At 70.8% G+C, this 26,156-nt stretch carries 20 protein-coding genes; 15 read left to right on the top strand and 5 right to left on the bottom strand.

From position 1 onward, the window contains the following. Positions 1 to 27 precede the first annotated feature (27 nt). Positions 28 to 2,448, top strand: a complete 2,421-nt coding sequence (locus ARTHRO9V_RS12935; RefSeq protein WP_159827772.1) for an ATP-dependent helicase — start codon at positions 28 to 30, stop codon at positions 2,446 to 2,448. On the opposite strand, the gene ARTHRO9V_RS15900 is transcribed toward ARTHRO9V_RS12935, so the two are convergent. Then, the gene (locus ARTHRO9V_RS15900) at positions 2,445 to 3,290 is read right to left on the bottom strand and encodes an FHA domain-containing protein (RefSeq protein ID WP_255477639.1); all 846 of its coding nucleotides are present in this window, start codon (positions 3,288 to 3,290) and stop codon (positions 2,445 to 2,447) included. The two genes, ARTHRO9V_RS12935 and ARTHRO9V_RS15900, sit on opposite strands and share 4 nt — an antisense overlap. A 102-nt stretch (positions 3,291 to 3,392) precedes the next feature. On the opposite strand from ARTHRO9V_RS15900, the gene ARTHRO9V_RS12925 reads away from it, so the two are divergent. From ARTHRO9V_RS12925 to ARTHRO9V_RS12900, 6 genes are all read left to right on the top strand, one after another. Further along, a complete protein-coding gene (locus tag ARTHRO9V_RS12925) occupies positions 3,393 to 3,686 on the top strand; it encodes a WXG100 family type VII secretion target (protein ID WP_043594286.1) in 294 nt (97 codons plus the stop codon). Positions 3,687 to 3,766: 80 nt separating this feature from the next. Further along, positions 3,767 to 4,063 carry a hypothetical protein gene (locus ARTHRO9V_RS12920; RefSeq protein ID WP_056043422.1) on the top strand — a complete coding sequence of 99 codons (297 nt, stop codon included), beginning with the start codon at positions 3,767 to 3,769 and terminating at the stop codon, positions 4,061 to 4,063. Continuing rightward, positions 4,060 to 5,325, top strand: a complete 1,266-nt coding sequence (locus ARTHRO9V_RS12915; protein WP_236557046.1) for a putative T7SS-secreted protein — start codon at positions 4,060 to 4,062, stop codon at positions 5,323 to 5,325. The genes ARTHRO9V_RS12920 and ARTHRO9V_RS12915 overlap by 4 nt, the downstream gene beginning before the upstream one ends. 583 nt (positions 5,326 to 5,908) lie before the next feature. After that, the gene (locus ARTHRO9V_RS12910; protein ID WP_159827764.1) at positions 5,909 to 6,652 is read left to right on the top strand and encodes a hypothetical protein; all 744 of its coding nucleotides are present in this window, start codon (positions 5,909 to 5,911) and stop codon (positions 6,650 to 6,652) included. Positions 6,653 to 6,686: 34 nt separating this feature from the next. Continuing rightward, on the top strand, positions 6,687 to 7,295 hold the full coding sequence (locus ARTHRO9V_RS12905) for a hypothetical protein (protein WP_159827761.1): 609 nt from the start codon (positions 6,687 to 6,689) through the stop codon (positions 7,293 to 7,295). Then, on the top strand, positions 7,292 to 11,725 hold the full coding sequence (locus ARTHRO9V_RS12900; RefSeq protein ID WP_159827758.1) for an FtsK/SpoIIIE domain-containing protein: 4,434 nt from the start codon (positions 7,292 to 7,294) through the stop codon (positions 11,723 to 11,725). Before ARTHRO9V_RS12905 ends, ARTHRO9V_RS12900 begins: the two co-directional genes overlap by 4 nt. A gap of 35 nt (positions 11,726 to 11,760) precedes the next feature. Here the strand turns inward: ARTHRO9V_RS12900 and ARTHRO9V_RS12895 are convergent, their stop codons facing one another. From ARTHRO9V_RS12895 to ARTHRO9V_RS12885, 3 genes are all read right to left on the bottom strand, one after another. Continuing rightward, entirely contained in the window at positions 11,761 to 13,701 is a 1,941-nt protein-coding gene (locus tag ARTHRO9V_RS12895) for a thioester domain-containing protein (RefSeq protein WP_159827755.1), read from the bottom strand. Positions 13,702 to 13,856: 155 nt separating this feature from the next. Next, positions 13,857 to 14,090, bottom strand: a complete 234-nt coding sequence (locus tag ARTHRO9V_RS12890; RefSeq protein ID WP_056043406.1) for a hypothetical protein — start codon at positions 14,088 to 14,090, stop codon at positions 13,857 to 13,859. Positions 14,091 to 14,133: 43 nt separating this feature from the next. Next, positions 14,134 to 14,544: an ester cyclase gene (locus ARTHRO9V_RS12885; protein ID WP_056043403.1), complete on the bottom strand. Its 411-nt coding sequence runs from the start codon at positions 14,542 to 14,544 to the stop codon at positions 14,134 to 14,136. 212 nt (positions 14,545 to 14,756) lie between these two features. Here ARTHRO9V_RS12885 and sucC point away from each other — a divergent pair, with 212 nt between their 5' ends. From sucC to ARTHRO9V_RS12845, 8 genes are all read left to right on the top strand, one after another. Further along, entirely contained in the window at positions 14,757 to 15,920 is a 1,164-nt protein-coding gene (gene sucC / locus ARTHRO9V_RS12880; RefSeq protein ID WP_056043401.1) for an ADP-forming succinate--CoA ligase subunit beta, read from the top strand. Between the two features lie 15 nt (positions 15,921 to 15,935). Then, positions 15,936 to 16,823: a succinate--CoA ligase subunit alpha gene (gene sucD, locus ARTHRO9V_RS12875; protein WP_056043398.1), complete on the top strand. Its 888-nt coding sequence runs from the start codon at positions 15,936 to 15,938 to the stop codon at positions 16,821 to 16,823. A gap of 177 nt (positions 16,824 to 17,000) precedes the next feature. Then, positions 17,001 to 18,374, top strand: coding sequence for a DUF6350 family protein (locus ARTHRO9V_RS12870; RefSeq protein ID WP_236557045.1), 1,374 nt, complete (start codon positions 17,001 to 17,003; stop codon positions 18,372 to 18,374). Between the two features lie 67 nt (positions 18,375 to 18,441). Further along, positions 18,442 to 19,035 carry a phosphoribosylglycinamide formyltransferase gene (gene purN / locus ARTHRO9V_RS12865; RefSeq protein WP_054147430.1) on the top strand — a complete coding sequence of 198 codons (594 nt, stop codon included), beginning with the start codon at positions 18,442 to 18,444 and terminating at the stop codon, positions 19,033 to 19,035. Beyond that, complete coding sequence (purH, locus tag ARTHRO9V_RS12860) at positions 19,032 to 20,696, top strand: bifunctional phosphoribosylaminoimidazolecarboxamide formyltransferase/IMP cyclohydrolase (RefSeq protein WP_159827752.1); 1,665 nt, start codon at positions 19,032 to 19,034, stop codon at positions 20,694 to 20,696. Before purN ends, purH begins: the two co-directional genes overlap by 4 nt. Positions 20,697 to 21,125: 429 nt before the next feature. Next, positions 21,126 to 22,961 (top strand): ABC transporter ATP-binding protein, encoded by a 1,836-nt coding sequence (locus ARTHRO9V_RS12855; RefSeq protein WP_159827749.1) that lies wholly within the window; start codon positions 21,126 to 21,128, stop codon positions 22,959 to 22,961. Further along, positions 22,958 to 24,883 carry an ABC transporter ATP-binding protein gene (locus ARTHRO9V_RS12850; protein ID WP_082460047.1) on the top strand — a complete coding sequence of 642 codons (1,926 nt, stop codon included), beginning with the start codon at positions 22,958 to 22,960 and terminating at the stop codon, positions 24,881 to 24,883. The genes ARTHRO9V_RS12855 and ARTHRO9V_RS12850 overlap by 4 nt, the downstream gene beginning before the upstream one ends. A 57-nt stretch (positions 24,884 to 24,940) precedes the next feature. Then, positions 24,941 to 25,729, top strand: coding sequence for a GNAT family N-acetyltransferase (locus ARTHRO9V_RS12845; RefSeq protein ID WP_159827746.1), 789 nt, complete (start codon positions 24,941 to 24,943; stop codon positions 25,727 to 25,729). Positions 25,730 to 25,847: 118 nt separating this feature from the next. On the opposite strand, the gene ARTHRO9V_RS12840 is transcribed toward ARTHRO9V_RS12845, so the two are convergent. Beyond that, positions 25,848 to 26,156: MGMT family protein (locus ARTHRO9V_RS12840; RefSeq protein ID WP_201298944.1), on the bottom strand; the 309-nt coding region annotated here is incomplete at its 5' end.

Below are 26,156 nucleotides of genomic sequence, written 5' to 3'. Positions count from 1 at the left end.
GGTGGTCGCGCTTAGACTCGACGGGCCATGACGATCGTGCTCGAGCCCTCTGACGCTGCCGGCGGTTCCGGCGACCCCCTGACCGCCGGTCTCAACCCCCAGCAGAAAGAGGCGGTCGAGTACCGCGGGCAGTCGCTGCTGATCGTGGCCGGTGCCGGCTCGGGCAAGACCAGCGTGCTGACCCGCCGCATCGCGGGCCTGCTGGCGACGCGTGAGGCGTGGCCCAGCCAGATCCTCGCCATCACCTTCACCAACAAGGCCGCGGCCGAGATGCGCGAGCGCGTGGCGCACCTCGTCGGTCAAGCAGGCGAGGGCATGTGGATCAGCACGTTCCACTCGGCGTGCGTGCGAATCCTCCGGCGCGAGGCCGAGCAGTTCGGCTTCACCAAGAGCTTCACGATCTACGACTCCGCCGACTCGAGGGCCCTGCTCAAGCGCATCCTGAAAGAGCTCGACGCCGACCAGCTCGGGCTGACGGTCAGCATGGCCTCGGGCAAGATCTCCAAGCTCAAAAACGAGCTCAGCGATGTCGAGTCGTACTCGCGCCAGATCAACATGAACGACCCGCAAGAGGTCATGTTCCTCGAGATCTTCCGGCAGTACACCCGCGAGCTGCAGCGGGCCAACGCCTTCGACTTCGACGACCTCATCGCCCAGACCGTCTACCTGTTCCGCGCGTTCCCGCACGTGGCCGCCCAGTACCAGCGGCGGTTCCGGCACATCCTGGTCGACGAGTACCAAGACACCAACCACGCGCAGTACTCGCTCATCCGCGAGCTGACCCGGCCGGTGCAGGCCGACCTCGTCGACGAGCTCGAGAGGGGAGGCCAGTTCGTCCAGTCGATGCGCGACGGCAGTGGCGGCATCCCCGGGGCGTCGCTCACCGTGGTGGGTGACTCCGACCAGTCGATCTACGCGTTCCGGGGCGCCGACATCCGCAACATCGTCGAGTTCGAGCGCGACTTCCCGAACTCGAAGGTCATCCTGCTCGAGCAGAACTACCGCTCGACCCAGAACATCCTCGACGCCGCCAACGCGGTCATCTCGAACAACTTCGACCGACAGGCCAAGAACCTGTTCACCACGGTCGGCGCCGGCCAGAAGATCGTCGGGTTCACCGGCTACACCGGTCACGACGAGGCCCAGTTCGTCGCGGACGAGATCGCGGCGTTGCACGAGTCCGGCACCGACTACAAAGACATGGCCGTCTTCTACCGCACCAACTCGCAGACGCGGGCGCTCGAAGAGATCTTCATCCGCTCAGCCATCCCCTACCGCGTGCTCGGTGGCACCAAGTTCTACGAGCGTGCCGAGATCAAGGACGCCATGGCGTACCTGATCACCGTCGCCAACCCGGCCGACCCGCTCGCCCTGCGACGCATCATGAACGTGCCCAAGCGCGGCATCGGTCCGGCGACCGAGACCGCGATGCAGCGCTGGGCCGACACCAACGAGGCGCCGCTGCGTGACGCGATGCGCAACGCCGACCAGCTCGGCCTCGGGCCGAAGGTCACCGGCGCGATCACGGGCTTGGCGAAGCTGCTCGACGACGTGCAGGCCACGGCGGCGACCGCGCCCGTCCACGAGATCCTGTCGGCCCTGATCGCGGGCAGCGGCCTGGTCGAGGTGCTGCGGGCGTCGCGTGACCCGCAAGACGAGGCCCGCGCCGAGAACATCGACGAACTCGTCGCGGTGACGAAAGAGTTCCAGAAGAACAACCCCGACGGCACGCTGCTCGACTTCCTCACCGAGGTCACGCTGGTCGCGGCCGCCGACGACCTCGACGACACGAGCGGCACGGTGTCGCTGATGACCCTGCACACCGCCAAGGGGCTCGAGTACGAGGCGGTGTTCCTCACCGGCGTCGAAGAAGACCTGTTGCCGCACCGCATGTCGGCGAACGAGCCCGGCGGTCCGTCCGAAGAGCGACGACTGTTCTACGTCGGCATCACGCGTGCTCGGCAGCGGCTGTTCCTGTCTCTCGCGATGACCCGGGCGCAGTTCGGCGAGGTCAACGTGGCGATGCCGTCGCGGTACCTGCAAGAGATCCCCGTCGAGCTCATCGACTGGAAGCAGTCGCCCGGCATGGCCACCAGCCGTGGGGGTACGCAGCCGCGGGCGCTCAACGCCCGTCGCGAGGGGGGCGACGGCAACCGCGGAGCGACACCGCGGGCGTCGGGCGGCTACGGCTCGGGCAGTTACGACCGGGCCACGGCGGCGGCCAAGACGAAGCCCAAGACCGAGTGGGCCAACCGGGTCACGGGTACCGTGCGCGACAACGGCGACATGCAGCTTGAGGCCGGCGACCGCATCTCGCACGTCGACTTCGGCGAGGGCCGTGTCATGGCCGTCACCGGCATCGGCGCCCGTCGCATCGCCGAGGTGCTCTTCGACGGAGCCGGGCGCAAGAAGCTGCTGATCAAGGTCGCGCCGATCGAGAAGATCTAGATCCCCTCCGCGTTCTCGCGAGAGGTCGTGTCGTGTGTCCTGGAAGGCAGGAGGGCCGCGGTCGTGTCGCTCTCGGGTCGGTGCCGGACGACCGTCACGCTGTGGTCGCCGATCGACAGCAGCGATCCGACCCGGGCGCGCGCCGGGGTGTGAGCCTCGAGTTCGGTGACCTCGCCGGTGGTCGCCACGAGGGTCGTGCCGTTTCCCGAGCCGAGATCGGTGACCCAGACGGCCGCGTCGGTACCGATCACGATCGAGACGTGATGGCGAGACAGCGACCGGCCGGCGTCGTCGAGGGGCACGACATCGGCGTCGGGCGGCGGGGGCAGGGGGCGGTCGGTTCGACGCCCGACCACGATCGCGCGCCGTGTGACGGGGACGACGCTCTCGTCCGGCAGCCGCAGGCCGTAGTGCCGAGGGCGAAGCGTCGTCGCCTCGAGATCGGGAACGGGTGGCACCGCGTCACCGCCGGCCGGCTGATCGGGGGCTGACCGCCTCGGGGTGGTGGCGGCAAATCGCGGCGCGTGAGGGATCGGGGCAGCGCGGGGTGCGAAGGTCGCGAGGGGCGCGGAGGGTGCGGCGGCGGACGGTGGCGTGCTCTCCGGGATGACGGGAGCCTGCTGTGCCGGCCCGCTTAGGCGCTCCTCGACGACGAACCCAGAGGAGGCGCGGGTCGGCGGGGGAGGGGACGTCACGATCGGCGCGGGCGGCTGGAGGGGCAGGGTGGTGACGCGCGAGAGCAGCCCTTCGGCACGTTGCTCACGAATCGTCTCGGCGGTGATCACCGGAGGTGGCGTCGGGTGTTGCTCGCGCCTCCTGGGCTTGTCCTTCTTGCGACGCATGTCGACTCCGATCTGTGGAGAACCGTTACGCAAACTATCAGGCATGACATATTGGTCGAGTCCGACCGACCGGTCGGCACCACCAACGAGAGGGACCACCTCATGGCCAATGTCACCGTCACCTACGACGACCTGCGCACGCAGGCCACCCAGCTGCGCAACGGGCAGCGTGCGATCGAAGACCAGCTGGGTCAGATGAAGTCGCAGATCGACAACCTCGTCGGCTCGGGCTACGTGACCGACAAGTCGTCGAAGGCATTCGACGCGACGTACACCGAGTTCACGACCGGGGCGTCGAAGACGATCTCGGCGGTCGAGAGCATGGCGACGTTCCTCGAGAACGCGGCAAGCACCCTCGAGGGCGCCGACCAGCAGCTCGCCAGCAGCCTGGGCTGACCGACCACACACGGGGACGGCCGGGGCGGGTCGCGGTGAGACGCGACGCGCTCCGGCTTCCGGCACGAGGGGAGGACCTCATGGCTCGAACGAGCCTCAACATCGACGGTGCGGGTCTCGAGGCGTTGCTCGCCGACCTGGCCACCGTGAAGACCGAGTTCGAGTCGAACGACTCCTCGGTGTCGGCCACGGCCGAGGCTTGCGGGCACGTCCGGCTGGCGGCGAAGGTCACGTCGTTCGCGACGAACTGGAACGACCGGCGGGCGAAGCTCGCCGAGCAGATCACCGAGCTGGGCACGGCGTTGTCGACCATCGACGAGACCTTCACCGAGGTCGACGGAGAACTCGAGGGCGTCTTGGTCGGGGGCGACAGATGACGGCCGGCACGCTCGCCGGTGTGGCGGCCGATTCGCTGGTGGGGGTGTCGGGCGACCCGGTGCTGTTGAACTCCATGGCGAGCCATTACGAGTCGGTGGCGGCCTCGATCCGAGGTGCGGCAGCGAAGCTGCGATCGCTCGAGACGGGGTCGTCGTCCAGCGACGCCCTGGACGCGTTCGTGGTCAAGGCCGAGGAGGTCTCCGCGAGTCTCGGCAAGGCCGAGGGACGATACGGAGAAACGGGGGCTGCGCTCAAGGCGTACGCGTCCGAATTGTCGCTGGCCCAAGAGGCAGCTGCGCCGGCCCTGGCGAACCACCGAGACGCCGTCGACGACCTCGCCGCAGCCGAGAAGCTGGTCGAGCGGTACGAGCACTTCGCGCTGGTGGCCACCGACGAGGTGACGAAGCAGGAGCACCTCGACCAGGCCGCGGCGCAGCGCACGAAAGCCGAGGAGGCGCGGGGCCGGGTCACCCTCTACGCGCGCCGCCTCACCGATGCGCACACGTCCGTCGAGACCGCCGCGACGGCTGCCATCGCGAGGATCGACGACGCCACCGACGACGGCCTCGCCGACACCCTCTGGGACGACCTCGGAGGCGCGTGGGACGCGGGCTTCGCCGCCTTCCAGAAGTGGATGGAGGAGAACGACTCGTGGATCAGCACGCTGCTGGACGTCTTGACTGTCGTCGGGGTGGGGCTGGCAGCCATTGCTCTCCTCATACCAGGAGTCAACATATTGGCCGCCATAGTTGTCCTCGCCTCATTTGCCATCACGGCAGCTCGAGCGACCGCAGGAACAGGCATCTGGACCGACGTCGCCCTTGCTGGCCTCTCAGTCGTGACCATGGGGCTCGGAGGTCTCGCCGTAGGTTCGGCTCGCGGCATGATGGCGGGACTTGCTCGGACGAGAGCGAACCACCTAGTTTCGCAGGGCTACTCGAAGGGGCTCGCCTTCGGGTCCGTGAGCAGGAGTTGGCAGCGCGCCCGCCCCGGGTTAGGTGACTGGTCGCTCGTCAAGGGGTTAGGTGACGCCGACGTCGGCCGCATGCTTCATTTCATGAGGGCCAGTCGGCCGGGTGCGCTGGCTGATGATGCTTCGGAAGTCTCACGTGTGATGGTCCGCCTCAATGTGGCGCGGGGGTTACAGTCCTTCGACCACTTGCGCGGGTTGAGCGACGCGACGCAGCTGGGCATGAGGCAGATGCAAGAATCCAAGGGCTCGCAGAGCACGTGGCGTATGTCGCCGGGCACTCAACTCTGATGGCGGGCCGACGAGTCGCAGTGGTGTCGCCGCGTCAGCGACTAGACGGGCTCCTGCCCGTCATCGCCGGGGCCTTGGCTATCACGCCGGCTGTCTATTCACAGGCGATGCGCCTCACCCTCGGTCTCATCGCCATTCCGCAGGGCGGTAATCTCCGCGTGAACCCTGCGGGCAAATCCCTTTTCGAAGCGGGACAGAATTGGCCCCCCGCTCCCTGGCCTAGTTTTCCCTTCTGGGTTTCGGCAATAGGGCTGGCGCTGGTTGCCGTCCATCTCCTACGACGAGGGGGCTTCGATGTCCCCTACACCATGCATCCCTGGGTTTTGGCGTTCTGGTGCGGGCTCAGCGCTGGATACGCCTGGGTCTTCGGAGATCTCTTCAGAAGGTCCGCAGACTGGCCGCGCGATTCGACTTTAGCCGTAGGTCTATTCCTCGCGGAGTTCGTCGCCTTCATCGGTTTGGGAATCGTCTTTCTGCAGCGAAAGAGAAAACACGGACGCGAGAAGACACGGGCTCCGGCAGAGGTGCCCCTCGCCGAGAATCGTCCATCGTGTTCAGCCAGCACGAACCCGAAGGACATTCCGTGAGCGGCCCGGGGCGCGTGGGGCGGACGGCCGGGACGGTGGCGGCGTCGTATTCGATCGTCGTGCCTCCGGGGTTCGTCCGGGTGCCGGGTGGAATGGACGCGCCTGACGCAGCGGCGTTCGTCGCCGAGCAGCTGGGAGACCAGCCCGCACCCGGAACCGGAACGGCCCCCGACGACTGGCGGATGCGGTTCGGGTCGGCACTCGGGCGTGCGCTCGCGGCCGACGTCAACGGCCGTGTGCTCGACTCGTACCTCAGTGCGGGCCCGCTGCCCGGCACCGACATCGTGTGCTCGATCGTCGTCGCGTCCGTGCCCGTCACCCGGACTCCGCATGCCGACCTCGACCGGCTGCTGCTGCGACGCGTCGCCACCCACGGGGCGGCTCCGATCGTCCTCGCCGGCGACCCGGCGGTGGTCTGGACCGACCCCGCAGCTGAAGCCCCGGCGCAGGACGACCGTGCCGCACCCGACGAGGTCGCCGACCTGACGCCCCTCCGCCGTCGGACCGTCCTCACGCGAGTCGCCGGTCATGACGACCGACTGCTCACCCTCGTCCTCACCATCGGCTCAGCGACCGATGCGTCGGCCGCGCCGGGCGACGCCGACGCCGACACCGGGTCCGACATCGACGCACGAACCCGCATCGTCGACGCCGTCACCGACGTCTTCGACGCCATGCTCAGCACCTTCCGCTGGCGTGACGCCGAAGGGCGCCTCGTCACCGACCGGCCCCTCGCCTGAACCCCCTCGACTGCCACAGAAAGCGACCTGCGCCATGACCGAAACCGGCACCGATGCCACCACCGACTTCGACATCCTCATCGGGCACGAACCCGAGACCTGGGTGGCCCTTCCGACCTCTTGGCCGCATGACGGTCACCGCGCGCCGCGATCGTGGATCAAGGCGACCGTGCGCACCGTGGCCGAGCGGTCCGAGGTGTCGACCCGCGCCTCCCGGTCCTGGCTGACGGAGGTGCTCTCGGCCCTCGCGCGCTGGTCGCCCGAGGACGAACGCCGGTACCTCTACCTGCCGGACATCGCGACCCCTCCGTCGCTGCTGCGCGTCCAGTACGGGTTCGTCGAAGGCGATCGTGATGTCGCCCTCCGGGCCATGGTCTTCGACAGCGACGTCGCCGCGGTCGAGCCTCCCGTCGTCGAGCAGGTCGAGGCGAGCGGTCTCGGGCAGGGGCTCCGAGGCGTGCGGTACGCGGCCGTCGACGGCGACGGCGACGCCGGCCTCCACGCCACGCTCGTCTACGCCTTCCGGGCCGAGCCGTACGATCTCCGCGTCACCTGCCAGGTCGGCGGGCCGGAGGGCGTCCTCGGCATGATCGACGAAGTCGACGTGTTCGTGGACGACATCAGCGTGGTGCCCGCCGCGTGAGGCTGAGCGTCACCGTCCTGCACGTCCCGACGGGCCACCGGGCGGACCGCTCGGTCCTGGTCGATCCGGACACCACCGTCGACGCCGTGGCGCGGCACCTCGCGTCGTCACTGGGTCACTCGGGTCACGCCCCGCCCGCTGAGCCCGGGAGCATCACGGTCGACGGGGTGCCGGTCGACCCGACCGCGCGCATGAGTTCGGGAATCCTGCTCGACGGCGCCGTCGTCGGCTTCGGCGGCCCGGCGACGCACCTCCGTTCGCCTGCCGATCTGCCCACCATCCGCATCATCGGAGGCCGCGGGGCAGGGACGATCCACGTCGTCGACGTCGGGCTCGTCCACCTCGGAAGCGGTCCCGACGCAGGCGTGAGGCTGGACGACGTGCGGGTGCCGCCGATCGTCGCGACGATCGAACTCGACGGCGCCGGGCGCTTCACGCTGACCCCCACGGTCGACGCCTTCCCCGAGTCCGACGACGAGGCTCGCGGGCCACTCGTGCTCGTCGACCGCGTTCCCGTCCGAGGTACGGCCGCCGTGGACGAACACTGCGTCATCACCATCGGCGACACCCTCCTCGCCGTCGCGCCGGCCGGGCACCCGTCCGCCGCGATCACCGTGAGCGAGGGGGGAGGCACCCTCGACCACGCACGCCCACCGCGCCTCCTGCCGGAACCGCCGACCACGACGTTCCGGTTCCCCGCCGAACCCCAACAGGGTGCGAAGCGGCCCCTGCCGATCGTCGCGGCGCTGGCGCCGATGCTGATGGCCGTCGTCATGGTCAGCGTGTTCGGGAACGTCGCCTTCCTCGCCTTCGGGCTCATGTCGCCGGTGGTCATGATGGGCAACCACCTCTACGACAAGCGCAACGGGAAGGTCTCGCACCGGCAACGCCTCGCCGACCATCAGGCCACGAAGGAGGCGGTGGCGGCGGATGCCGAGAGCGCCGTGCGGCAGCTGCAGCGCGAGTTGCGACACCTCAGTCCCGACGCCGCCACCGTGCTCGACATCGCCGCCCGGCGTCGCTCACGGTTGTGGGAACGCCGTCGTGACGATCCGGACCACCTGCGCGTCAGGATCGGCACGGCGGATCTGCCCTCGGGTGTCACCATCGAGGACCCGGCCGAACTCGAGCACCGTCGGACCGTCGCTCGCCCCGCGGTCGACGTGCCCGTCACCGTCGATCTGGCCGACCACGGGGTCGTCGGGGTGGCAGGCCGATCCGAACACGCCAGACCTCTCGTCGCGTGGATGCTGGCTCAGCTCGCCGTCGCACAGAGCCCCCGCGACGTGCGGTTGGTCGTCCTGACCGAACACGCTGCGGGCGACGACTGGTCCTGGCTGGCCCATGTCCCCCATGCCCGTCCCGAGAACGGTCGTCCAGCCGCCGCCTGGGTCGGCAACGACGCCGAGACCGTCGCCCGCCGCATCGCCGAGCTCGGGGCCGAGATCGACTCTCGCCGGCGGGCGGTGCGGGAGTCGCAGGGGGCCCTCCGTGCGGCCACCGACATCGTCCTCGTCGTCGACGGTGCGCGGCGGTTGCGGGCACTGCCCGGGCTCGTCCGCGTCCTGCGGGACGGGCCCTCCGTCGGCGTGTACGCCGTGTGCGTCGACGCCGAACGCCGATCCCTTCCCGAGGAGTGCGTCGCCGTCGTCACCTGCGGCCTCGCGCGGCATTCCCTTGATGTGCACCGCACCGCCGACGTGCGCGAGGTCAAGGCCGACCTGCTGCCCGCCGGCTGGTTCGAGGCCGTCGCCCGGGCCGTCGCCCCGGTGGTCGACGTCGACGACGGCGGCGGAACGGGCGGGCTCCCGGCGCGTTCCCGGCTGCTCGACGTGCTGCAGCTCGAACCCCCCACCGCCGAGGCCGTACTCGACCGATGGGCTCGCACGGGCCCCACGACCGAGGTCGTCATCGGAGAGAGCCTCGACGGCCCGTTCGCATTCGACCTCCGTAGGGACGGTCCGCACGGTCTCGTGGCAGGCACGACCGGCTCCGGCAAGTCCGAGTTGCTGCAGAGCATGGTCGCGTCGCTCGCCGCCGCGAACACCCCCGAGTCGATGACGTTCGTCCTCGTCGACTACAAGGGTGGTGCCGCGTTCCGGGACTTCGCGCCGCTGCCCCACACCGTCGGGATGGTCACCGACCTCGACACGCACCTCGTGGAGCGGGCGTTGCACTCGCTCGGGGCCGAGCTGCGACGCCGCGAGCACCTCCTCGCCGACGCCGGAGCGAAGGACCTCGAGGACTACGTGGAGGGCGCGGTCGGTGACGATGCGAGGCCTCCGTTGCCGCGCCTCCTGATCGTGATCGACGAGTTCGCCAGCATGGTCCGCGAGTTGCCGGACTTCGTGACCGGCCTCGTCAACATCGCCCAGCGCGGGCGTTCTCTCGGAATCCACCTCGTGCTCGCGACGCAGCGGCCGACGGGCGTCGTCACCGGCGACATCAGGGCGAACACGAACCTGAGGATCGCCCTTCGCGTGACCGATGCAGGTGAGAGCAGCGACGTCATCGACGCGGGTGACGCGGCCGGCATCTCCAAGTCGACACCGGGTCGCGCCTTCGTCCGATTGGGGGCCAGTGCACTCGTCCCGTTCCAGGCAGGCCGTGTCGGTGGCCGACGCCCCGGGGCGGTGGCCGAGGTCGTGCCCGAGGTGTGGTCGAGTCCGCTCGACTGGCGGGACCTCGGGCGGGTCGTGGCCGAGCCGCCGCCACGGACGACGACCGAGTCCGCCGGTCGCACCGACCTGGCCGAGCTCGTCGACGCGCTCGCCGCGGCCTGCACCCGTCTCGGGATTCCTCGCCCGCATCGTCCGTGGCTCGACGCCTTGCCCGACAGGCTCGTGCTCGACGACCTGGCAGGGTCCCGGACGGGCTCGGATGTCGACGCGTGCGTCCCCGGCGACGTGGCCGTGCTGCCCTTCGGTCGGCAGGACTTCCCGGCCGAACAGCACCAGGCCCCGGCCGCGCTCGACCTGCAGACCCTGGGGCATCTCTTCGTCGTCGGCGCCCCGCGGACGGGACGCTCGCAGGTGCTCCGCACGGTCGCGGCCTCCCTCGCCGACCGGACGAGCTGCGCCGACGTGCACCTCTACGGCATCGACTGCGGCAGCGGTGCCCTGCTGCCGCTCGAGAGCCTTCCGCACGTCGGAGCCGTCGTCCAGCGGACCCAGCTCGACCGGGTCCGGCGCCTGCTGACGAAGCTCGTCGACGAGACCTACCGGCGGCAACAGGTGTTCGCAGCGGGAGGTCATGCGGGCGTGGTCGAGCAGCGACGAGCCTCTCCCGAGGGGGACCGCCTGCCGCACCTGGTCGTCATGATCGACCGGTGGGAAGGGTTCACGGGCAGCTTCGCCGAGATCGAGCACGGCAAGCTCGTCGACCAGGTGGGGGTGCTCTTGCGTGAGGGTGCCGCGGTCGGGCTCCACGTGCTCGTCACGGGTGACCGGCAGCTCGTCGCGGGCCGGCTCGCCGCCCTGGTCGACGACAAGCTGCTCCTGCGCCTGACCGACCGGGCCGACTACGCCCTCGCCGGTCTGAACGCGCGGGCACTGCCCGACGTCCTGCCCCCAGGGCGGGGCTTCACCGCCGAGACCTCGATCGAGACGCAGGTCGCCTTGATCGATGCCGAGGCCACGGGGCAGGCGCAGGCCGAGGCGCTGAGACGGCGGGCGGCGTCGGCGGCTCACCGTGACCGTGATGTTCCTGCCGCCCGTCGGCCCTTCCGCGTCGACGAACTGGCGGGCCCCATCTCGTTCGACGACGCCTGGTCCCGCCGGGGAGCGGCTGACCGGGCGAGCGTCTTCGCCTTGATCGGCGTCGGTGGCGACGACCTCGTTCCGTGGGGTCCCGACCTCGCCGACGGCCCGGGCAGCTATGTCGTGACGGGCCCCCCGAAGAGCGGGCGCAGCACCGTCCTGGTAGCCGTCGTCCGGTCGCTCACGGCCCAGCGCATCGGAGTGGTCGTCGTCGCCCCACGGCGATCGCCGCTGCGGGCGCTCGAGGGGTTGCCCGGCGTGGTCGCGGTGATCACCACCCGGACCGTCGAGGAGGCCCTCCTCGCGCCCTTCTTCGCAGACGCCGACGGCCCTCGCGTGCTCGTCATCGACGACGGCGAACACCTCAAGGACTGCCCCGCGGGCGAGTGGCTCGCGGAGTTCCTCAGGTCGTGCCCCGACACCGGTCGCGCACTCGTCGTGGCCGGGACGACCGGCGAGGTGTTGTCCGGGTGGGCCGGCTGGCAGGTCGACGTGAGGAACAACCGGTGCGGCGCCGTGCTCAGCCCACAGCTGCCCAACGAAGGTGACCAGGTGGGGCTCCGGCTGACGAAGTCCGACCTCGCCGACCGGCCGACGCCCGGGTTCGCCCTCGTGGACGACGGCAGCGGTCGAGCCGTCCGGGTGCAGGTGCCGTTCGACCGGGCCGGTTGAGCCCGGGCCGCTTCTGGGCACCTGCACCCGGGGGCTCATCGCGCCTCGCCCAGGCCGAACGACGACAGGGCGTCGGTCTCGACCGCACGGCAGGCCGTCTCCGAGCCCCGGTCCGGGCGGCGCCTCCGAAGGTGCAGCGCACCTGCCGCCGTCACGAGCACCAAGCCGGTACCCATGATGCCGAGGGCGACGAGCAACGGTTGCCCTCCACCGGTCGAACCGGTGAAGGCCAGCCTCGCCGGAGGCGCGGGGGCATCGGCCGGCGCCGGTTGTCGGACGGTCGTCATCTCGCTCCGGTAGACGGTGGTGTCGGCGAAGGCCGGCACGATCCTGCTGCCGTCCTCGGCGGCCGCCGACCCCTCCGACGAGAACAGGAAGACGTACGTGCCGGGTCGCTCGAGCGTGACGCAGGGCGTGGCGTAGGTGCCGTCCTCGCTGGTGGCGACGGTCTCGCGGGCCACGATCAGGTCCGGGTCGAGGCGGCCGATCTGTCCGAGGTCGCTTCCCACCTCGGGGGCCTCGGCGAACGGTCCGACGAGCACCGACTCGACGTCGACCCCGCCGGGCACGTCGGGGTGGAGGTCGACGACGGTGAGTTCGTCGCTGACGCAGGCACCGGGGTCGATCTCGGCGTCGGACACCACGGTCGAGATGGTCGGCGTCCAGGGCACGAACGTCGTCTCGGTCGCCGTGCCGAAGGGAGAGCGCCAGGAACCCACCCGGTCACGCCCCGCTTCGACCGGAGTGTCCGCAGGATCGATGGTCTCGACCCACGTGTAGTAACCGCCGGCGGGCAGCTCGCAGCCCGGCGTCGAGTAGGTGCCAGGACCGTCGACTACCTCGAGGGCGACCTCGCAGACCAGCGGGGCGTCGTCCGGCCACGCGGCGGCCTCGACCACGGGAGCGAAGAAGGGCCCGAGCAGGCGGCTCCGCACCGTGACCGGTACGGGACGCCAGCTACCCGCGTCGTCGTATCGCCCCCACTCGGACAGGAGCCCGTCTCCGGGCCGCACGCCGAGCGTCACCTGGTCGGTGACGACCGTCCCCGTCTCGGCCACGGTGTCGCTGGTGACGGTCGACACCGTGGGCTGGAACGGCAGGGGCGACAGCTGCTCGACACTCGCGGCTTCGGAGGCGGAGGCCGCGACCCCGCCCGAGAAGAGGATCATCTGTGAGCCCGCGGGACTGTTCCCCACCGTGGTCACCCGTCCGTACGGCAGGTCGACGAACTCGACCGAGGCGTTCACGGTGACGTGGGCAGCGTCACCGGTGGCGACGACGGACACGCTCTCGCCGTTGCGGACGACGGCCGTGGTCGAGCCGTCCGCGAACACGGCGCCGTCCAGGGTGACCGTGCCTGCATGTGTCGGTTCGAGGCTCGTCGGCCCGCCCGCCACACGGTCGACTGTGAGGTCGGGGCGGATCAGCCCGGTGCCGTCGTCCGAGAGTTCGACGGTGATCGATGCCGCGACGGATTTCGACGCGGCCGACGAGGCCTCGGCGAGCATCTGGTTCGCGCGTTCGAGCACGATCGGCCACCGCTCGTTGGCACGGCCGGCGTAGTACCGCTGCGTGTGGCCGTTCAGGCCGGTGATGGTCCAGACCGCGAGCTGTCCCGCGGCGGCCGTGTCGGCGTCGGTCGTGCCGCCCCAGGTGCGGGCGATGTACGCGAGCCGCGCGTGGTCGTCGGTCGAGACGCCGATCACGTCACCACCCGTGGTCGTGTCGTAGTGGTTGCCGACGGGCGAGCTCTTGCCGGCTTCGAGGCAGAACGCCTGGGTGCCGTCGTCGAGTCGGTAGGTGCCGAGCCACGAGACGTCGTCGCCACGCCAGAGGTGGCCCGGGCCGAGTCCCGTGCCGGTCACGGCGGCGGCCGGAGCGTGGCCGAGCAGCCCGACGGCGACGGAGAACAACAGGGCGAGGGCGAGCGCGAGGCGCCGTCTGGGGGGCCCGAGGGCCTTCGTTGGTGATGTCATGCACCGACGATCGGGCAGCCACCCCGGCTGCCGAGGCCGGCACCGCGCCTCCTGTGCACGGTTCCCGCTGACGCAGGCCGGGGGAGGAGCCGTGACGCGACGACGCCCCCGCCGCGAGGTGCGGCGGGGGCGTCGTCAGACGGTGGTGACCGAGGTCACTCGGTCTCGTCGAGGTCGATCTCGTCGCCCTCGAGGTCGTTCGAGGCGTACTCGGGCGAGCCCTCGCGGGGCGCGCCACCGGTGGGGCCGTCGTTGCCCTCGCCGACGCCGGGGAAGACCGTCTCGCCGGCCACGGCGTCGTTCGTCGCGATCTGCTCGGACTCGGCGAACTCGTCGGCCTGGTCGTAGGGCTGCTCGCCCGATGCTGCGGGGGTGTTCGTGTCGCTCATGATGCGTCCTCTCGAGAATGGTGCGGGGTGGTGGGGGAGCGGCTCAGGCCAGACCGAGCTGCTGCTTCATGCCGGCCTCGTCGGTGGCGCCCCAGCGCTCGACGAGCAGGCCGTCCTCGTCGAACCGGCCGACCTGGATGCCGCGCACGGTGAACGACTTGCCCGTGGGTTCCGCGCCCTGGAACGTGCCGGTGTGCGTGCCCGAGATCGTGAAGACGGCGGTGACGTTCTCGTCGTCGGCGACGAGGGTCTCGACCGCGAGGTCGGCGTCGGGGAAGGCCGCGAAGAACTCGGTCCAGAAGGCCTGGATGCCGGCGAGGCCGGCGGGTGCGTCGGGGGCCGGGTCGTGGTCGACGACGTCGGCGTGGAAACCTTCGCCGAGGCGGTCGATCTCACGGGCGGTCAGGATCTCGCCGAGGCGCTCCTGCGTGGCGAGGTTTTTCTCTTTCGACATGCGTGTCTCCGTCTTCTGGTTCTGTCGGGGTGTCTCTCGTCTACTCCCCAGGCGGCAGCTGGCCCCCGATGCTCACAGCAGACGCCACGCTCGGCGTACCCCTGGGGTCGCCCGCTAGGCTGACCGCGGCCCATATGTCTTCATGTCGAGATGGCTCGATGTCGAGACGGATCATGGTGAGACGACGCAGCGATGCGGATTGGAAGAACAGCGTGGATCTTTTCGAGTACCAGGCCAGAGACCTGTTCGAGCAGTACGGCGTGCCCGTGCTGCCGGGCATCGTGGCCGACACCCCCGAGGAGGCGCGAGCGGCGTCCGAGAAGCTGGGTGGCGTCACCGTCGTGAAGGCCCAGGTCAAGGTCGGCGGCCGAGGCAAGGCCGGCGGCGTCAAGGTGGCGAAGACCCCGGACGACGCCGAGGCCGCGGCGAAGGACATCCTCGGGCTCGACATCAAGGGCCACGTCGTCAAGCGCGTCATGATCGCCGGCGGCGCCCAGATCGCCCGCGAGTTCTACTTCTCGGTGCTGCTCGACCGTGCCAACCGTTCGTACCTGTCGCTCTGCAGCGTCGAGGGCGGCATGGAGATCGAGCAGCTCGCCGTCGAGAAGCCCGACGCGTTGGCGCGCATCGAGGTCGACCCCCGAGCGGGCATCGACCTCGCGAAGGCCACCGAGATCGCGAAGGCCGGCGGGTTCCCCGACGAGCTCGTCGAGAAGGTCGCCCCCGTGCTGGTGAAGCTCTACGCCGTCTACGAGGGCGAGGACGCGACCCTCGTCGAGGTCAACCCGCTCGTGCTCACCGAGCAGGGCGACATCGTCGCCCTCGACGGCAAGGTCTCCATCGACGAGAACGCCGAGTTCCGTCACCCCGGCCACGCCGAGCTCGAGGACGCCGACGCGGCCGACCCGCTCGAGGCGAAGGCCAAGGCCGCCGGCCTCAACTACGTGAAGCTCGACGGCGAGGTCGGCATCATCGGCAACGGTGCAGGTCTCGTCATGTCGACGCTGGACGTCGTCGCGTACGCCGGCGAGGCGCACGGCGGCGTCAAGCCCGCCAACTTCCTCGACATCGGCGGCGGAGCGAGCGCCGAGGTCATGGCGGCGGGGCTCGACGTGATCCTGGGCGACGCCCAGGTCAAGAGCGTCTTCGTCAACGTCTTCGGTGGCATCACCGCCTGTGACGCGGTCGCCAACGGCATCGTCGCCGCCCTCGGCATCCTCGGCGACGCGGCCACCAAGCCGCTCGTCGTGCGACTCGACGGCAACAACGTCGACGAGGGTCGACGCATCCTGGCGGAGGCGGCGCACCCGCTGGTCACCGTCGTCGCGACCATGGACGAGGCTGCCGACAAGGCCGCCGAGCTGGCTTCGAAGTAAGGACTGCACAGAACAATGTCGATCTTCCTCAACAAGGACAGCAAGGTCATCGTCCAGGGCATCACCGGCGGCGAGGGCACCAAGCACACCGCGCTCATGCTCAAGGCGGGCACGAAGGTCGTGGGCGGCGTCAACGCCCGCAAGGCCGGCACGACCGTCACCCACGGTGACGTCGAGCTCCCCGTCTTCGGCACCGTCACCGAGGCCGTCGCCGAGACCGGCGCGGACGTCTCGATCGTCTTCGTACCGCCGGCGTTCGCCAAGGACGCCGTCGTCGAGGCCATCGAGGCCGAGGTGCCGCTCGTCGTCGTCATCACCGAGGGCATCCCGGTGCAGGACAGCGCCGAGTTCTGGGCGCTCGCCAAGGCCAAGGGCGGGACGACCCGCATCATCGGCCCGAACTGCCCCGGCATCATCACGCCCGGCGAGTCGCTGGTGGGCATCACGCCCGCCTCGATCTCGGGCTCGGGGCCCATCGGCCTGGTCTCGAAGTCGGGCACCCTGACCTACCAGATGATGTTCGAGCTGCGCGACCTCGGCTTCTCGACCGCCATCGGCATCGGTGGCGACCCGGTCATCGGCACGACGCACATCGACGCCCTCGAGGCGTTCGAGGCCGACCCCGACACCAAGGCGATCGTCATGATCGGCGAGATCGGCGGCGACGCCGAAGAGCGTGCCGCCGACTACATCAAGGCACACGTCACCAAACCCGTCGTCGGCTACGTCGCGGGCTTCACCGCCCCCGAGGGCAAGACGATGGGCCACGCCGGTGCGATCGTGTCCGGCTCGGCCGGCACCGCCCAGGCGAAGAAAGAGGCGCTCGAAGCCGCCGGCGTCAAGGTCGGCAAGACGCCGAGCGAGACCGCGGCGCTGCTCCGCGAGGTCTACGCCTCCCTGTAGGGGCCGACCCGCGCCTCCTCGACGGGCGTGTTCGTCACGGCTGGTCGTCCTCGGACGCCGGCCACGACGGACACGCCCGTCGTCGTGCGGGCGGGCCGTCGGGTGCGGAGCGGCGTCGTCGTCGCGGGCGGCGGGGCAGCAGGCCGGCCCCGGTCGGCACCGGTACAGTCGCTCGCGATGAACCGCCCAGTCACCGCTCTCTTCTCCGCGCTCGAAGCCCTGCTCGTCGTGGCCATCGGCGTCGGCATCCCCCTCGTCGTGCTGACCTCGCTCTGGGCGTTCCAGTACGGCCTGCAGATCGACTGGGTCGTCTTCTGGCGCGCAGCCGTCGATTCGTGGCTCGTCGGGCACGGCGCCGACCTGACCGTCCAGCTCAGCGCCGACGCGGCCGCGGCGACCGGCATCCCCGGGGCGGACGCCCCCATCGTCATCTCGCTGGCCGCGCTCGGCTTCGCCCTGCTCACGGTGCTGATGGGCATCCGCGCCGGCCGCGCCGCGGCCGAGACCGCGCACCGCCTGACGGGCGTGCTCGTGACCATCGGCACCTTCGCCCTGCTGTCCCTCGCCCTGGCGGCCTCCGCGCAGCACGAGCTCGCACGCCCGTCGTTGTGGCAGGGCACGCTCCTGCCCGCGCTCGTGTACGCCGTGCCTGTCGTGGCCATGGCGGAGGTCACGCGCCGGCGTCGGGGTGAGGCCGCCGACCCCGTGACCGGTGCCGTGATCGGCCTCCTGTCGCGACTGCCCCGACAGGTGACCGGCATCGCGGCCGCCGGACTGCGGCTCGGGACCGTGGCCGCATCCGCCGTCCTGGCCGTGTCGGCCCTGATCGTCTCGGTGCTGATCGTGACGAACTACGCCCAGATCATCACCCTGTACGAAGGCGCGCACGGTGGGTTCCTCGGAGGGCTCGCGTTGACGCTCGGTCAACTCGCCCTGCTCCCCGACGTCGTCGTGTGGGCGGCGTCGTGGCTGGTCGGCCCCGGCTTCGCCATCGGCACCGGGTCGTCGATCTCGCCCCTGGGCACCGCCGTCGGCCCGATGCCCGCGATCCCCTTCCTCGGCGCGCTGCCCACCGCCGACCTGACGTTCGGTTTCGTCGGGCTGCTGGTCCCGGTCGTCGCCGCGTACGTCTGCGCGACCCTCCTGAGGCCGCGGCTGCAACGGATGCTCGCCGGGTACGGGGTCGACGACCTGGTCCGTCGCATCGTCGTCGCGGTCGTCGGCGGGGTCGTCGGGGGAGCGCTGCTCGGCCTGCTCGCCTGGGCGGCCTCCGGCTCGGCCGGGCCCGGACGCCTGACCGACGTCGGACCCGACCCGCTGCTGGTCGGCGGGTTCGCGGCGCTCGAGTTCGCCGTCGCCGGCGTGCTCGCGATGGTCGTGACGCCACCGAGGTTCGCGGGTGATCGAGCCGAGACGACGCCGGACGGCTCCGGTGCGAAGCGGCACGACGACCCGGTCGTCGACGACACCACGCCGACGGGCCCTGTGCCCGTGACCACCCTGCGGCGCGACGGCGACGACACCGAGCGCATCGAGGGCATCACGCGCTGACGCCGTCGTCCGACGGACCGCCGACCGCCCCCCCCGGTGCGCGTGCCCGGGCCGCTAGGCTTGCCGGGTGCTGAAGCTCGTGGTGCTCATCTCCGGTGGCGGCTCGAACCTCCGGGCTCTGCTCGAGGCCGCGAGCGACGCCGAGTACCCCGCCCGGGTGGTCGCCGTCGGCGCCGACCGCGAGGCCGACGGCTTCGAGCACGCCGAGCACTTCGGGGTGCCGACCTTCTCGGTCGCCTTCTCGAACTTCGCCGACCGTGCCGCCTGGGGTGACGAGCTGTTGGCCCAGATCGAGCAGTGGCAGCCCGACCTCGTGGTGCTCAGCGGTTTCATGCGGCTCGTGCCGCCACGGGTCGTCGCCGCCCTCGCGCCGAACCTCATCAACACGCACCCCGCCTACCTGCCCGAGTTCCCCGGCGCGCACGGCGTGCGCGACGCGCTCGCGGCGGGCGTCGAGCAGACGGGCGCGAGCGTCATCGTCGTCGACGAGGGCGTCGACAGCGGCCCGATCCTCGCCCAGCGTCGCATCCCCGTCCTGCCCGGCGACGACGAGTCGTCGCTGCACGACCGCATCAAGGTCGTCGAGCGCGAACTGCTCGTCCAGACCGTGCTCGACATCGCCAACGGAACGACCACACTCGAACAGGAGCCCACCGCATGAGCGGCCACGCCATCGACCCCAGCCTCTACCGCGACCGTGACGCCGTGACCGTTCGTCGTGCCCTGATCAGCGTCAGCGACAAGACCGGCCTGCTCGACCTGGCCGCCGCCCTCTCGGCCTCCGGCGTCGAGATCGTGTCGACCGGCTCGACGGCCCAGACCATCCGCGACGCCGGCCACGCCGTCACCGAGGTCAGCAGCGTCACCGGGTTCCCCGAGTCGCTGGACGGCCGCGTCAAGACGCTGCACCCCGCGGTGCACGCCGGCATCCTCGCCGACCTGCGGCTCGAGTCGCACGAGGCGCAGCTGGCCGAACTCGACATCGCCGCGTTCGAGCTCGTCGTCGTCAACCTCTACCCGTTCGTCGAGACCGTCGCCTCGGGTGCCGACGTGCCGACCGTCATCGAGAACGTCGACATCGGGGGCCCCGCGATGGTCCGGGCCGCCGCGAAGAACCACGCCAACGTCGCGATCGTCGTCTCGCCGACGAACTACCCGCAGATCGAGAAGGCGCTCACGCTGGGGGGCACGACCCTGGCCCAGCGTCAGCGCCTGGCCGGCGAGGCCTTCGCCCACACGGCCGCGTACGACACGGCGGTCGCGGCGTACTTCGCCGCACACGTGGGCGTGCGCGCCGAGGCCGACGCGTCCGCCGCGGCGACCGGCGCCTCCTCGTCCGTCGTCGACGAGCAGGAGGCGCGGGCCGGCTTCGAGCCCACGGTCACCGTCTCGGCCGAGCTGCAGGACACCCTCCGCTACGGCGAGAACTCCCACCAGGCCGCCGCGATCTACGCGACGCCCGGCGCGCACGGCATCGCGCAGGCGACGCAGCTGCACGGCAAGGAGATGTCGTACAACAACTACGTCGACGCGGACGCGGCCCTGCGCGCCGCCTACGACTTCGACGAGCCCGCCGTCGCGATCATCAAGCACGCCAACCCGTGCGGCATCGCCGTGGCCTCGCCCGACGCCGTCGACGCCATCGCCGACGCGCACCAGCGGGCGCACGCCTGCGATCCCGTCTCCGCGTTCGGCGGCGTCATCGCGGCCAACCGCCCGGTGACCCGCGCCATGGCCGAGACCGTCGCGGACATCTTCACCGAGGTCGTCATCGCCCCGGCGTTCGACCCCGAGGCCGTCGAGATCCTCAGCGCGAAGAAGAACATCCGCCTGCTGACCCTGCCCGCCGACTTCACCCGCGACGCGCGCGAGGTCAAGCAGATCTCGGGTGGCCTGCTCGTCCAGGACGCCGACCGGTTCGACGCGTTCACGTCCGACGGCTGGACGCTGGTGGCCGGCGACGAGGCCGACGCCTCGACGAGAGCCGACCTCGAGTTCGCCTGGAAGGCCTCGCGCGCCGTCAAATCGAACGCGATCCTGCTCGCCTCGGGCGGCGCGTCCGTCGGGGTGGGCATGGGCCAGGTCAACCGCGTCGACTCGTGCCACCTCGCGGTCGACCGCGCCGGTGCGCGTGCCGCCGGGTCGGTCGCGGCGTCCGACGCGTTCTTCCCCTTCGCCGACGGCCTGCAGGTGCTGCTCGACGCCGGCGTGGCAGCGGTCGTCCAGCCCGGCGGGTCGATCCGCGACGACGAGGTCGTGGCCGCGGCGAAGGCTGCCGGCGTGACCATGTACTTCACGGGCGAGCGCCACTTCTTCCACTAGGTCGCCGTCGGCCGGGGCCCCGGAGGCGCGCGTCGCGTCGTCCACGATTCCGAACCGTTCCGTCTTGCGGCGGAGTCGACGGCACGCATATCCTGTAAGGCTGCTCACAGCCGGTCGGACACGACCGCACGGACGGATGACGACACTCAGGAGGACATGATGACGACGACGACACTGACCACGGTGGGCACGGCCACCGACGGTGCTCGCGTGGGTCGCGCCTCCTCGGCCTCTCCGAGCCCGGCGCCGATCGTCTAGACGAGACGGTCCGCCGCCCACCGGCACCCCTCCGACACACCGCCCGCCGACGTCTCCGGGCGCGACCGCGGGACCGCGCGTCCTCCCCGGACGGTCGCCGCACCACCTTCTCCACCACGGGTCACCGCTCCGTTCGGTCGCCCGTGCCAGATCACGACACTTGGATCACCCATGTCTCAGAAGTCCTCGTCCGCACGCCCGCCCGACCCGGCGAAGCGCCCCTCGACGGTGCAGTCGCTCGTGCGGCTCCGCCCCTACGTCAAGCCGGCCCTGCCCCGCATCGTGCTGGGCATGGTCGCGGCCCTTCTCGCCGCCGTCGTCGCCCTGCTGATCCCCCTCGTCCTGCAACTGCTCGTCGACGGCCCCCTGTCGAGCGGTGACCGATCGCAGGTCTGGCCCGCGTTCGCCGTCGTGCTGGGCCTCGGAGTGGCCGAGGCGATCCTGATCGGTGCCCGCCGTCGCCTGGTGCTCACTCCGAGCACGCACGTCGAGGCGACCATGCGGAACGCCCTCTACGCCAAGCTGCAAGACCTGCCGGTGGCGTTCCACGACCGTTGGCAGAGCGGTCAGCTGCTCAGCCGGTCGGTCAGCGACCTGAGCCTCATCCGCCGCTGGCTCGCGTTCGGTGTCGTGCTGCTCGTGGTCAACGTGCTCACGATCGTCGTCGGCTTCGTCGTCTTGTTCTCGTACAGCTGGGTGCTCGGCCTCGTCTTCCTCGTGGCGTCGCTGCCCGTGTTCTTCGTCAGCTTCGCGTTCGAGAAGCGCTACTCGGTCGTCGCCCGCCGCAGCCAGGACCAGGTCGGCGACCTGGCGACCAGCGTCGAGGAGAGCGTCCACGGAATCCGCGTGCTCAAGGCCTTCGGTCGCGGCAAGCACTCGCTGCGCGAGTTCGCCAAGCAGGCCGAGGACCTCCGCGGGACCGAGATCGAGAAGGCGAAGGCCATCTCGAAGCTGTGGCTCTGGCTGCTGCTCGTCCCCGACGTCGCCTTCGCGCTCTGTCTGCTCGGCGGCGTCTGGTTGGCCGCCGACGGCCAGCTGACCGTCGGCCAGCTGTTCGCCTTCTTCGCGACGGCGACCGTGCTGCGCTGGCCGGTCGAGTCGATCGGCTTCCTCCTCTCGATGACCTTCGACACCCGCACGGCCGTCGACCGCTACTTCGAGGTGATGGACAGCGAGAACACGGTGACCGACCCCGAGGACCCGGCGACCATCGCCGAGCCCCACGGTCGACTCGAGTTCAGGGGCACGCACTTCCGGTACCAGGACTCACCGGCCCAGTTCTCCGACCTCGTCAACGGGGTCGACCTCGTCGTCGAGCCCGGCGAGACGATGGCCCTCGTCGGTCTCACCGGTTCGGGCAAGACGACGCTCCTGTCGCTCGTGTCCCGGCTCTACGACGTCACCGGCGGGCAGGTCCTGATCGACGGTGTCGACGTCCGAGACCTCAGCCGTGAAGAGCTCCGCCGTCACATCGGCATGGCGTTCGAGGACGCGACGCTGTTCAGCGCGTCCGTCCGTGACAACGTCCTGCTCGGTCGCCCCGACCTCGCCGCCGACGCCGACGAGGCCGACCGGGTGATGCGCGAGGCACTCGACATCGCGCAGGCCGACTTCGTCGAGCGGCTGCCCGAGGGCGTCGACACCCGCGTGGGTGAAGAGGGCCTCAGCCTGTCCGGCGGCCAGCGTCAGCGCCTCGCGCTGGCACGGGCCATCGCCGCACGCCCGGCCGTGCTGGTGCTCGACGACCCGTTGTCGGCCCTCGACGTCGACACCGAGGCGCGGGTCGAGGCCGGTCTGCGACGCGTGCTCGCGTCCACGACCTCCCTGATCGTCGCGCACCGGCCGTCGACGGTCACCCTGGCCGACCGGGTCGCGCTGCTCCAGAACGGCACGGTCACCGCGGTGGGCCGGCACTCCGACCTCATCGCGAGCAACGAGCACTACCGCTACGTCATCTCGTCGCTCGACGACGACTCCACCACCACCCGAGAGGAGGTGCTCGCATGACCGACACGACACTCGAGGACGACCGTCCCGATCGTCCGGCGGTCGCCGACGGCCCCGTCGAGCGCGAGGCGTTGGACGGCCGCACGCCGGCCGAGAAGCGCGCCGAGCAGGGTTCGACGACGCAGGGCGTCCGCGGCGAGGAGCGCGAGAACTTCACCAAGGACGAGAGCAAGAGGCTCCGCCGTCGGTCGCTGCGCCTCCTCGGCTCGCTCGTGCACCCGCTGCGCTGGCGACTCGCGTTGATGGGCGTCGTCGTCGTGATCAGCACGGCCTCGCAGGTCGCGGGGCCGGCCCTGATCGCGATCGGCATCGACACCGCCCTGCCGGCCCTGATGGACGACCAGGACTGGGCACCGGCGATCCTCGTCGTGGTCGCCTACCTGGTGACCGGCGTGATCGGTGCGGTGCTGATGGCGCAGTACACGGTGCTGTCGGCGCGCATCAGCCAGGCGATCCTGTTCGACCTGCGCAAGCGGCTGTTCCTGCACACGCAGCGGCTCAGCCTCGAGTTCCACGAGACGTACACGTCGGGCCGCATCATCTCGCGCCAGACGAGCGACCTGGACTCGATCCGCGAGCTGCTCGACTCGGGCATCAACCAGCTCGTGTCGGGCCTGCTGTACATGGTCTTCACCGCCGTCGCCCTGGTCGCGCTCGACCCGCAGAGCGGCCTCGTCCTCGCCGTCGCCCTCGTGCCGCTCGTGGCGTTGACCCGGTGGTTCCAGGTGCGCTCGCAGAAGCTGTTCCGGGCGACGCGCGTCACGAGCGCCCGCGTCATCGTGCACTTCGTCGAGACGATGACGGGCATGCGTGCCGTGCAGGCCTTCCGCAAGGAGGCGCGCAACGAGAAGGAGTACGCCGGTCACGTCGAGGACTACCGGCAGGCCAACTCGAAGGTGTTCACGTTGTTCGGCACCTTCGACCCGGGCCTGGTGCTCATCGGCAACGCGACCCTTGCGGCGGTCGTGCTGTTCGGCGGCTTCCGGGTGATCGACGGCTCGCTCGAGATCGGTGCCCTGCTGGCGGTGGCGCTCTACGCGAAGCGGTTCTTCGACCCGGCCGAAGAGATGGCCATGTTCTACAACGGCTACCAGTCGGCGTCCGCCGCGCTCGAGAAGATCTCGGGCGTGCTCGAGGAGCAGCCGAGCGTGCCCGACCCGACGCGCCCGGTCGACCTGTGGGACGCCAAGGGGCAGGTGCACTTCGACGACGTCGAGTTCGCCTACAACGCCGACACGGTCGTGCTGCCCGGCTTCGACCTCCACGTGCCGGCGGGGCAGACCATCGCCCTCGTCGGATCGACGGGGGCCGGCAAGTCGACGTTGGCGAAGCTGATCTCGCGCTTCTACGACCCGACGCGCGGTGCCGTGACGCTCGACGGCGTCGACCTGCGCGACCTGCACCCTAAGGACCTCCGCCGCGCCATCGTCATGGTGACGCAGGAGGCGTACCTCTTCTCGGGTTCGGTGGCCGACAACATCTCGCTCGGCAAGCCCGACGCGACGCGCGACGAGATCGTGCGGGCGGCGAAGGCGGTCGGGGCGCACGAGTTCATCGAGGCCCTGCCCGACGGGTACGACACCGACGTGAACAAGCGCGGCGGCCGGGTGTCGGCCGGGCAACGCCAGTTGCTGTCGTTCGCCCGGGCGTTCATCGCGAACCCGAGCGTGCTGATCCTCGACGAGGCGACCGCGTCGCTCGACATCCCGTCCGAGCGCATGGTGCAAGAGGCCCTGCAGACGCTGCTCGCCGACCGCACCGCGGTCATCATCGCGCACCGCCTGTCGACGGTCGCGATCGCCGACCGGGTGCTCGTGATGGAGCACGGCAAGATCGTCGAGGACGGCACCCCCGACGACCTGATCGCGGGCACCGGCCGCTTCGCGCAGCTCCACGCCGCGTGGCGCGACTCGCTCGTGTGAGGCGGGGCCCGGACGGCGGGCCCCGCCCGCCGTCCGGGCTCGGCTAGCGTGGCCTCGATGACCGACGCGACGAGCTACCTGCAGGCCTACGACGAGCAACTCCGCACCGATGCCGAGACGCCGAGCGCGATCGCGGTCACCCGCCACGGTCCGTTGCGGCTCGTCACCTTCGCCGGTGGTCGCGGGTTCGTCACCTACCGCGACCTCGGCGACGCGGACGCCGACGCGGTGCGCGCGCTGGTGGCGGCCGCCGTCGAGCACTTCGACGCCGACGACGAGATCACCCGGGTCGAGTGGAAGACCCGGGGGCACGACCGTGCCCCCGGGCTGCACGACGCACTCATGGCCTCGGGTTTCGAACCCGGCGAGCCCGAGTCGATCATGATCGGGCCGCTCGCCGCACTCGCGGGCCTCGGCGAGGTGCCCGAGGGCGTGACGGTGCGTCGGGTCACCACCGAGGCGGACGTGCGGGCGATGAGTGCGATGGTCGACGAGGCGTTCGGCGAGGCGGTCGACGCGCGGATGGCCGACGCGCTGCTGTCCCGGTTGGTCCGTGGCGACGGCATGGAGCTCTGGGTCGCCGAGGTCGACGGCCGGTTGGTCAGCGGAGGCCGGCTCGAACCCGTCCCCGGCACGGACTTCGTCGGCATCTGGGGCGGCGCCACGCTCGAGGCGTACCGCCACCGGGGCATCTACCGGGCGTTGACCGCGGCGCGCGCGCGTTCCGCCCTCGCGCAGGGCAAGACCCTCGTGCACAGCGACTCGACCGACGACTCGCGTCCGATCCTCGAGCGGTCGGGTCTGGTCGCCGTGTCGACGACGACCCCCTACGACCGGACGCGCTGAGGCGACCCGGGCGACGGCGGGCGGCTTCGGGGGAGGCGGGCGGTCGTGGACGACCGTCGTCGTCGAACTCGCCCGTTCCGGCCACGAGCCGTCGGCCCGGCCCTGAGTCTCGGCCCGGTCAGGGGCGGTGGGAGGCGCGCTCCAGATCGACGCGGAAGGTGCCCGACCGGCTCCACAGCAGAGGCGTGCCCTCGACCCGGTACTGCTCGAGGGCGCGCTGCTCGTGGTCGCGCGGGGCGTGGCCCGAGGCGCGGATCACCCGCCACCAGGGCAGGTCGGCCCCGGCGTAGGCCATCACCTGGCCGACGGCACGGGAGGCCCGCGACCCGAGGGCGGCGGCGACCGACCCGTAGGTCATCACGCGGCCCGGCGGGATCGACTCGACGACGGCGACGACCTGCGAGACGAAGTCGTCGGGGTCGGGGCC

This window comes from Frigoribacterium sp. 9N (genome assembly GCF_902506305.1).
GTDB lineage: Bacteria > Actinomycetota > Actinomycetes > Actinomycetales > Microbacteriaceae > Frigoribacterium.
The sequence above is the reverse complement of the archived record's forward strand: the minus strand, read 5'-3'. Positions and strand labels throughout refer to the sequence as shown.

What these genes read in the sequence shown, in the direction of transcription:
- ARTHRO9V_RS12845 (WP_159827746.1), top strand. Translation starts at nt 24,941, where the DNA reads ATGACCGACGCGACGAGCTACCTGCAGGCCTACGACGAGCAACTCCGC.
- ARTHRO9V_RS12870 (WP_236557045.1), top strand. Translation starts at nt 17,001, where the DNA reads ATGAACCGCCCAGTCACCGCTCTCTTCTCCGCGCTCGAAGCCCTGCTC.
- ARTHRO9V_RS12890 (WP_056043406.1), bottom strand. Translation starts at nt 14,090, where the DNA reads ATGAGCGACACGAACACCCCCGCAGCATCGGGCGAGCAGCCCTACGAC.
- ARTHRO9V_RS15900 (WP_255477639.1), bottom strand. Translation starts at nt 3,290, where the DNA reads ATGCGTCGCAAGAAGGACAAGCCCAGGAGGCGCGAGCAACACCCGACG.
- sucD (WP_056043398.1), top strand. Translation starts at nt 15,936, where the DNA reads ATGTCGATCTTCCTCAACAAGGACAGCAAGGTCATCGTCCAGGGCATC.
- ARTHRO9V_RS12855 (WP_159827749.1), top strand. Translation starts at nt 21,126, where the DNA reads ATGTCTCAGAAGTCCTCGTCCGCACGCCCGCCCGACCCGGCGAAGCGC.
- ARTHRO9V_RS12925 (WP_043594286.1), top strand. Translation starts at nt 3,393, where the DNA reads ATGGCCAATGTCACCGTCACCTACGACGACCTGCGCACGCAGGCCACC.
- ARTHRO9V_RS12915 (WP_236557046.1), top strand. Translation starts at nt 4,060, where the DNA reads ATGACGGCCGGCACGCTCGCCGGTGTGGCGGCCGATTCGCTGGTGGGG.
- ARTHRO9V_RS12920 (WP_056043422.1), top strand. Translation starts at nt 3,767, where the DNA reads ATGGCTCGAACGAGCCTCAACATCGACGGTGCGGGTCTCGAGGCGTTG.
- ARTHRO9V_RS12935 (WP_159827772.1), top strand. Translation starts at nt 28, where the DNA reads ATGACGATCGTGCTCGAGCCCTCTGACGCTGCCGGCGGTTCCGGCGAC.
- ARTHRO9V_RS12850 (WP_082460047.1), top strand. Translation starts at nt 22,958, where the DNA reads ATGACCGACACGACACTCGAGGACGACCGTCCCGATCGTCCGGCGGTC.
- purH (WP_159827752.1), top strand. Translation starts at nt 19,032, where the DNA reads ATGAGCGGCCACGCCATCGACCCCAGCCTCTACCGCGACCGTGACGCC.
- ARTHRO9V_RS12885 (WP_056043403.1), bottom strand. Translation starts at nt 14,544, where the DNA reads ATGTCGAAAGAGAAAAACCTCGCCACGCAGGAGCGCCTCGGCGAGATC.
- ARTHRO9V_RS12905 (WP_159827761.1), top strand. Translation starts at nt 6,687, where the DNA reads ATGACCGAAACCGGCACCGATGCCACCACCGACTTCGACATCCTCATC.
- ARTHRO9V_RS12895 (WP_159827755.1), bottom strand. Translation starts at nt 13,701, where the DNA reads ATGACATCACCAACGAAGGCCCTCGGGCCCCCCAGACGGCGCCTCGCG.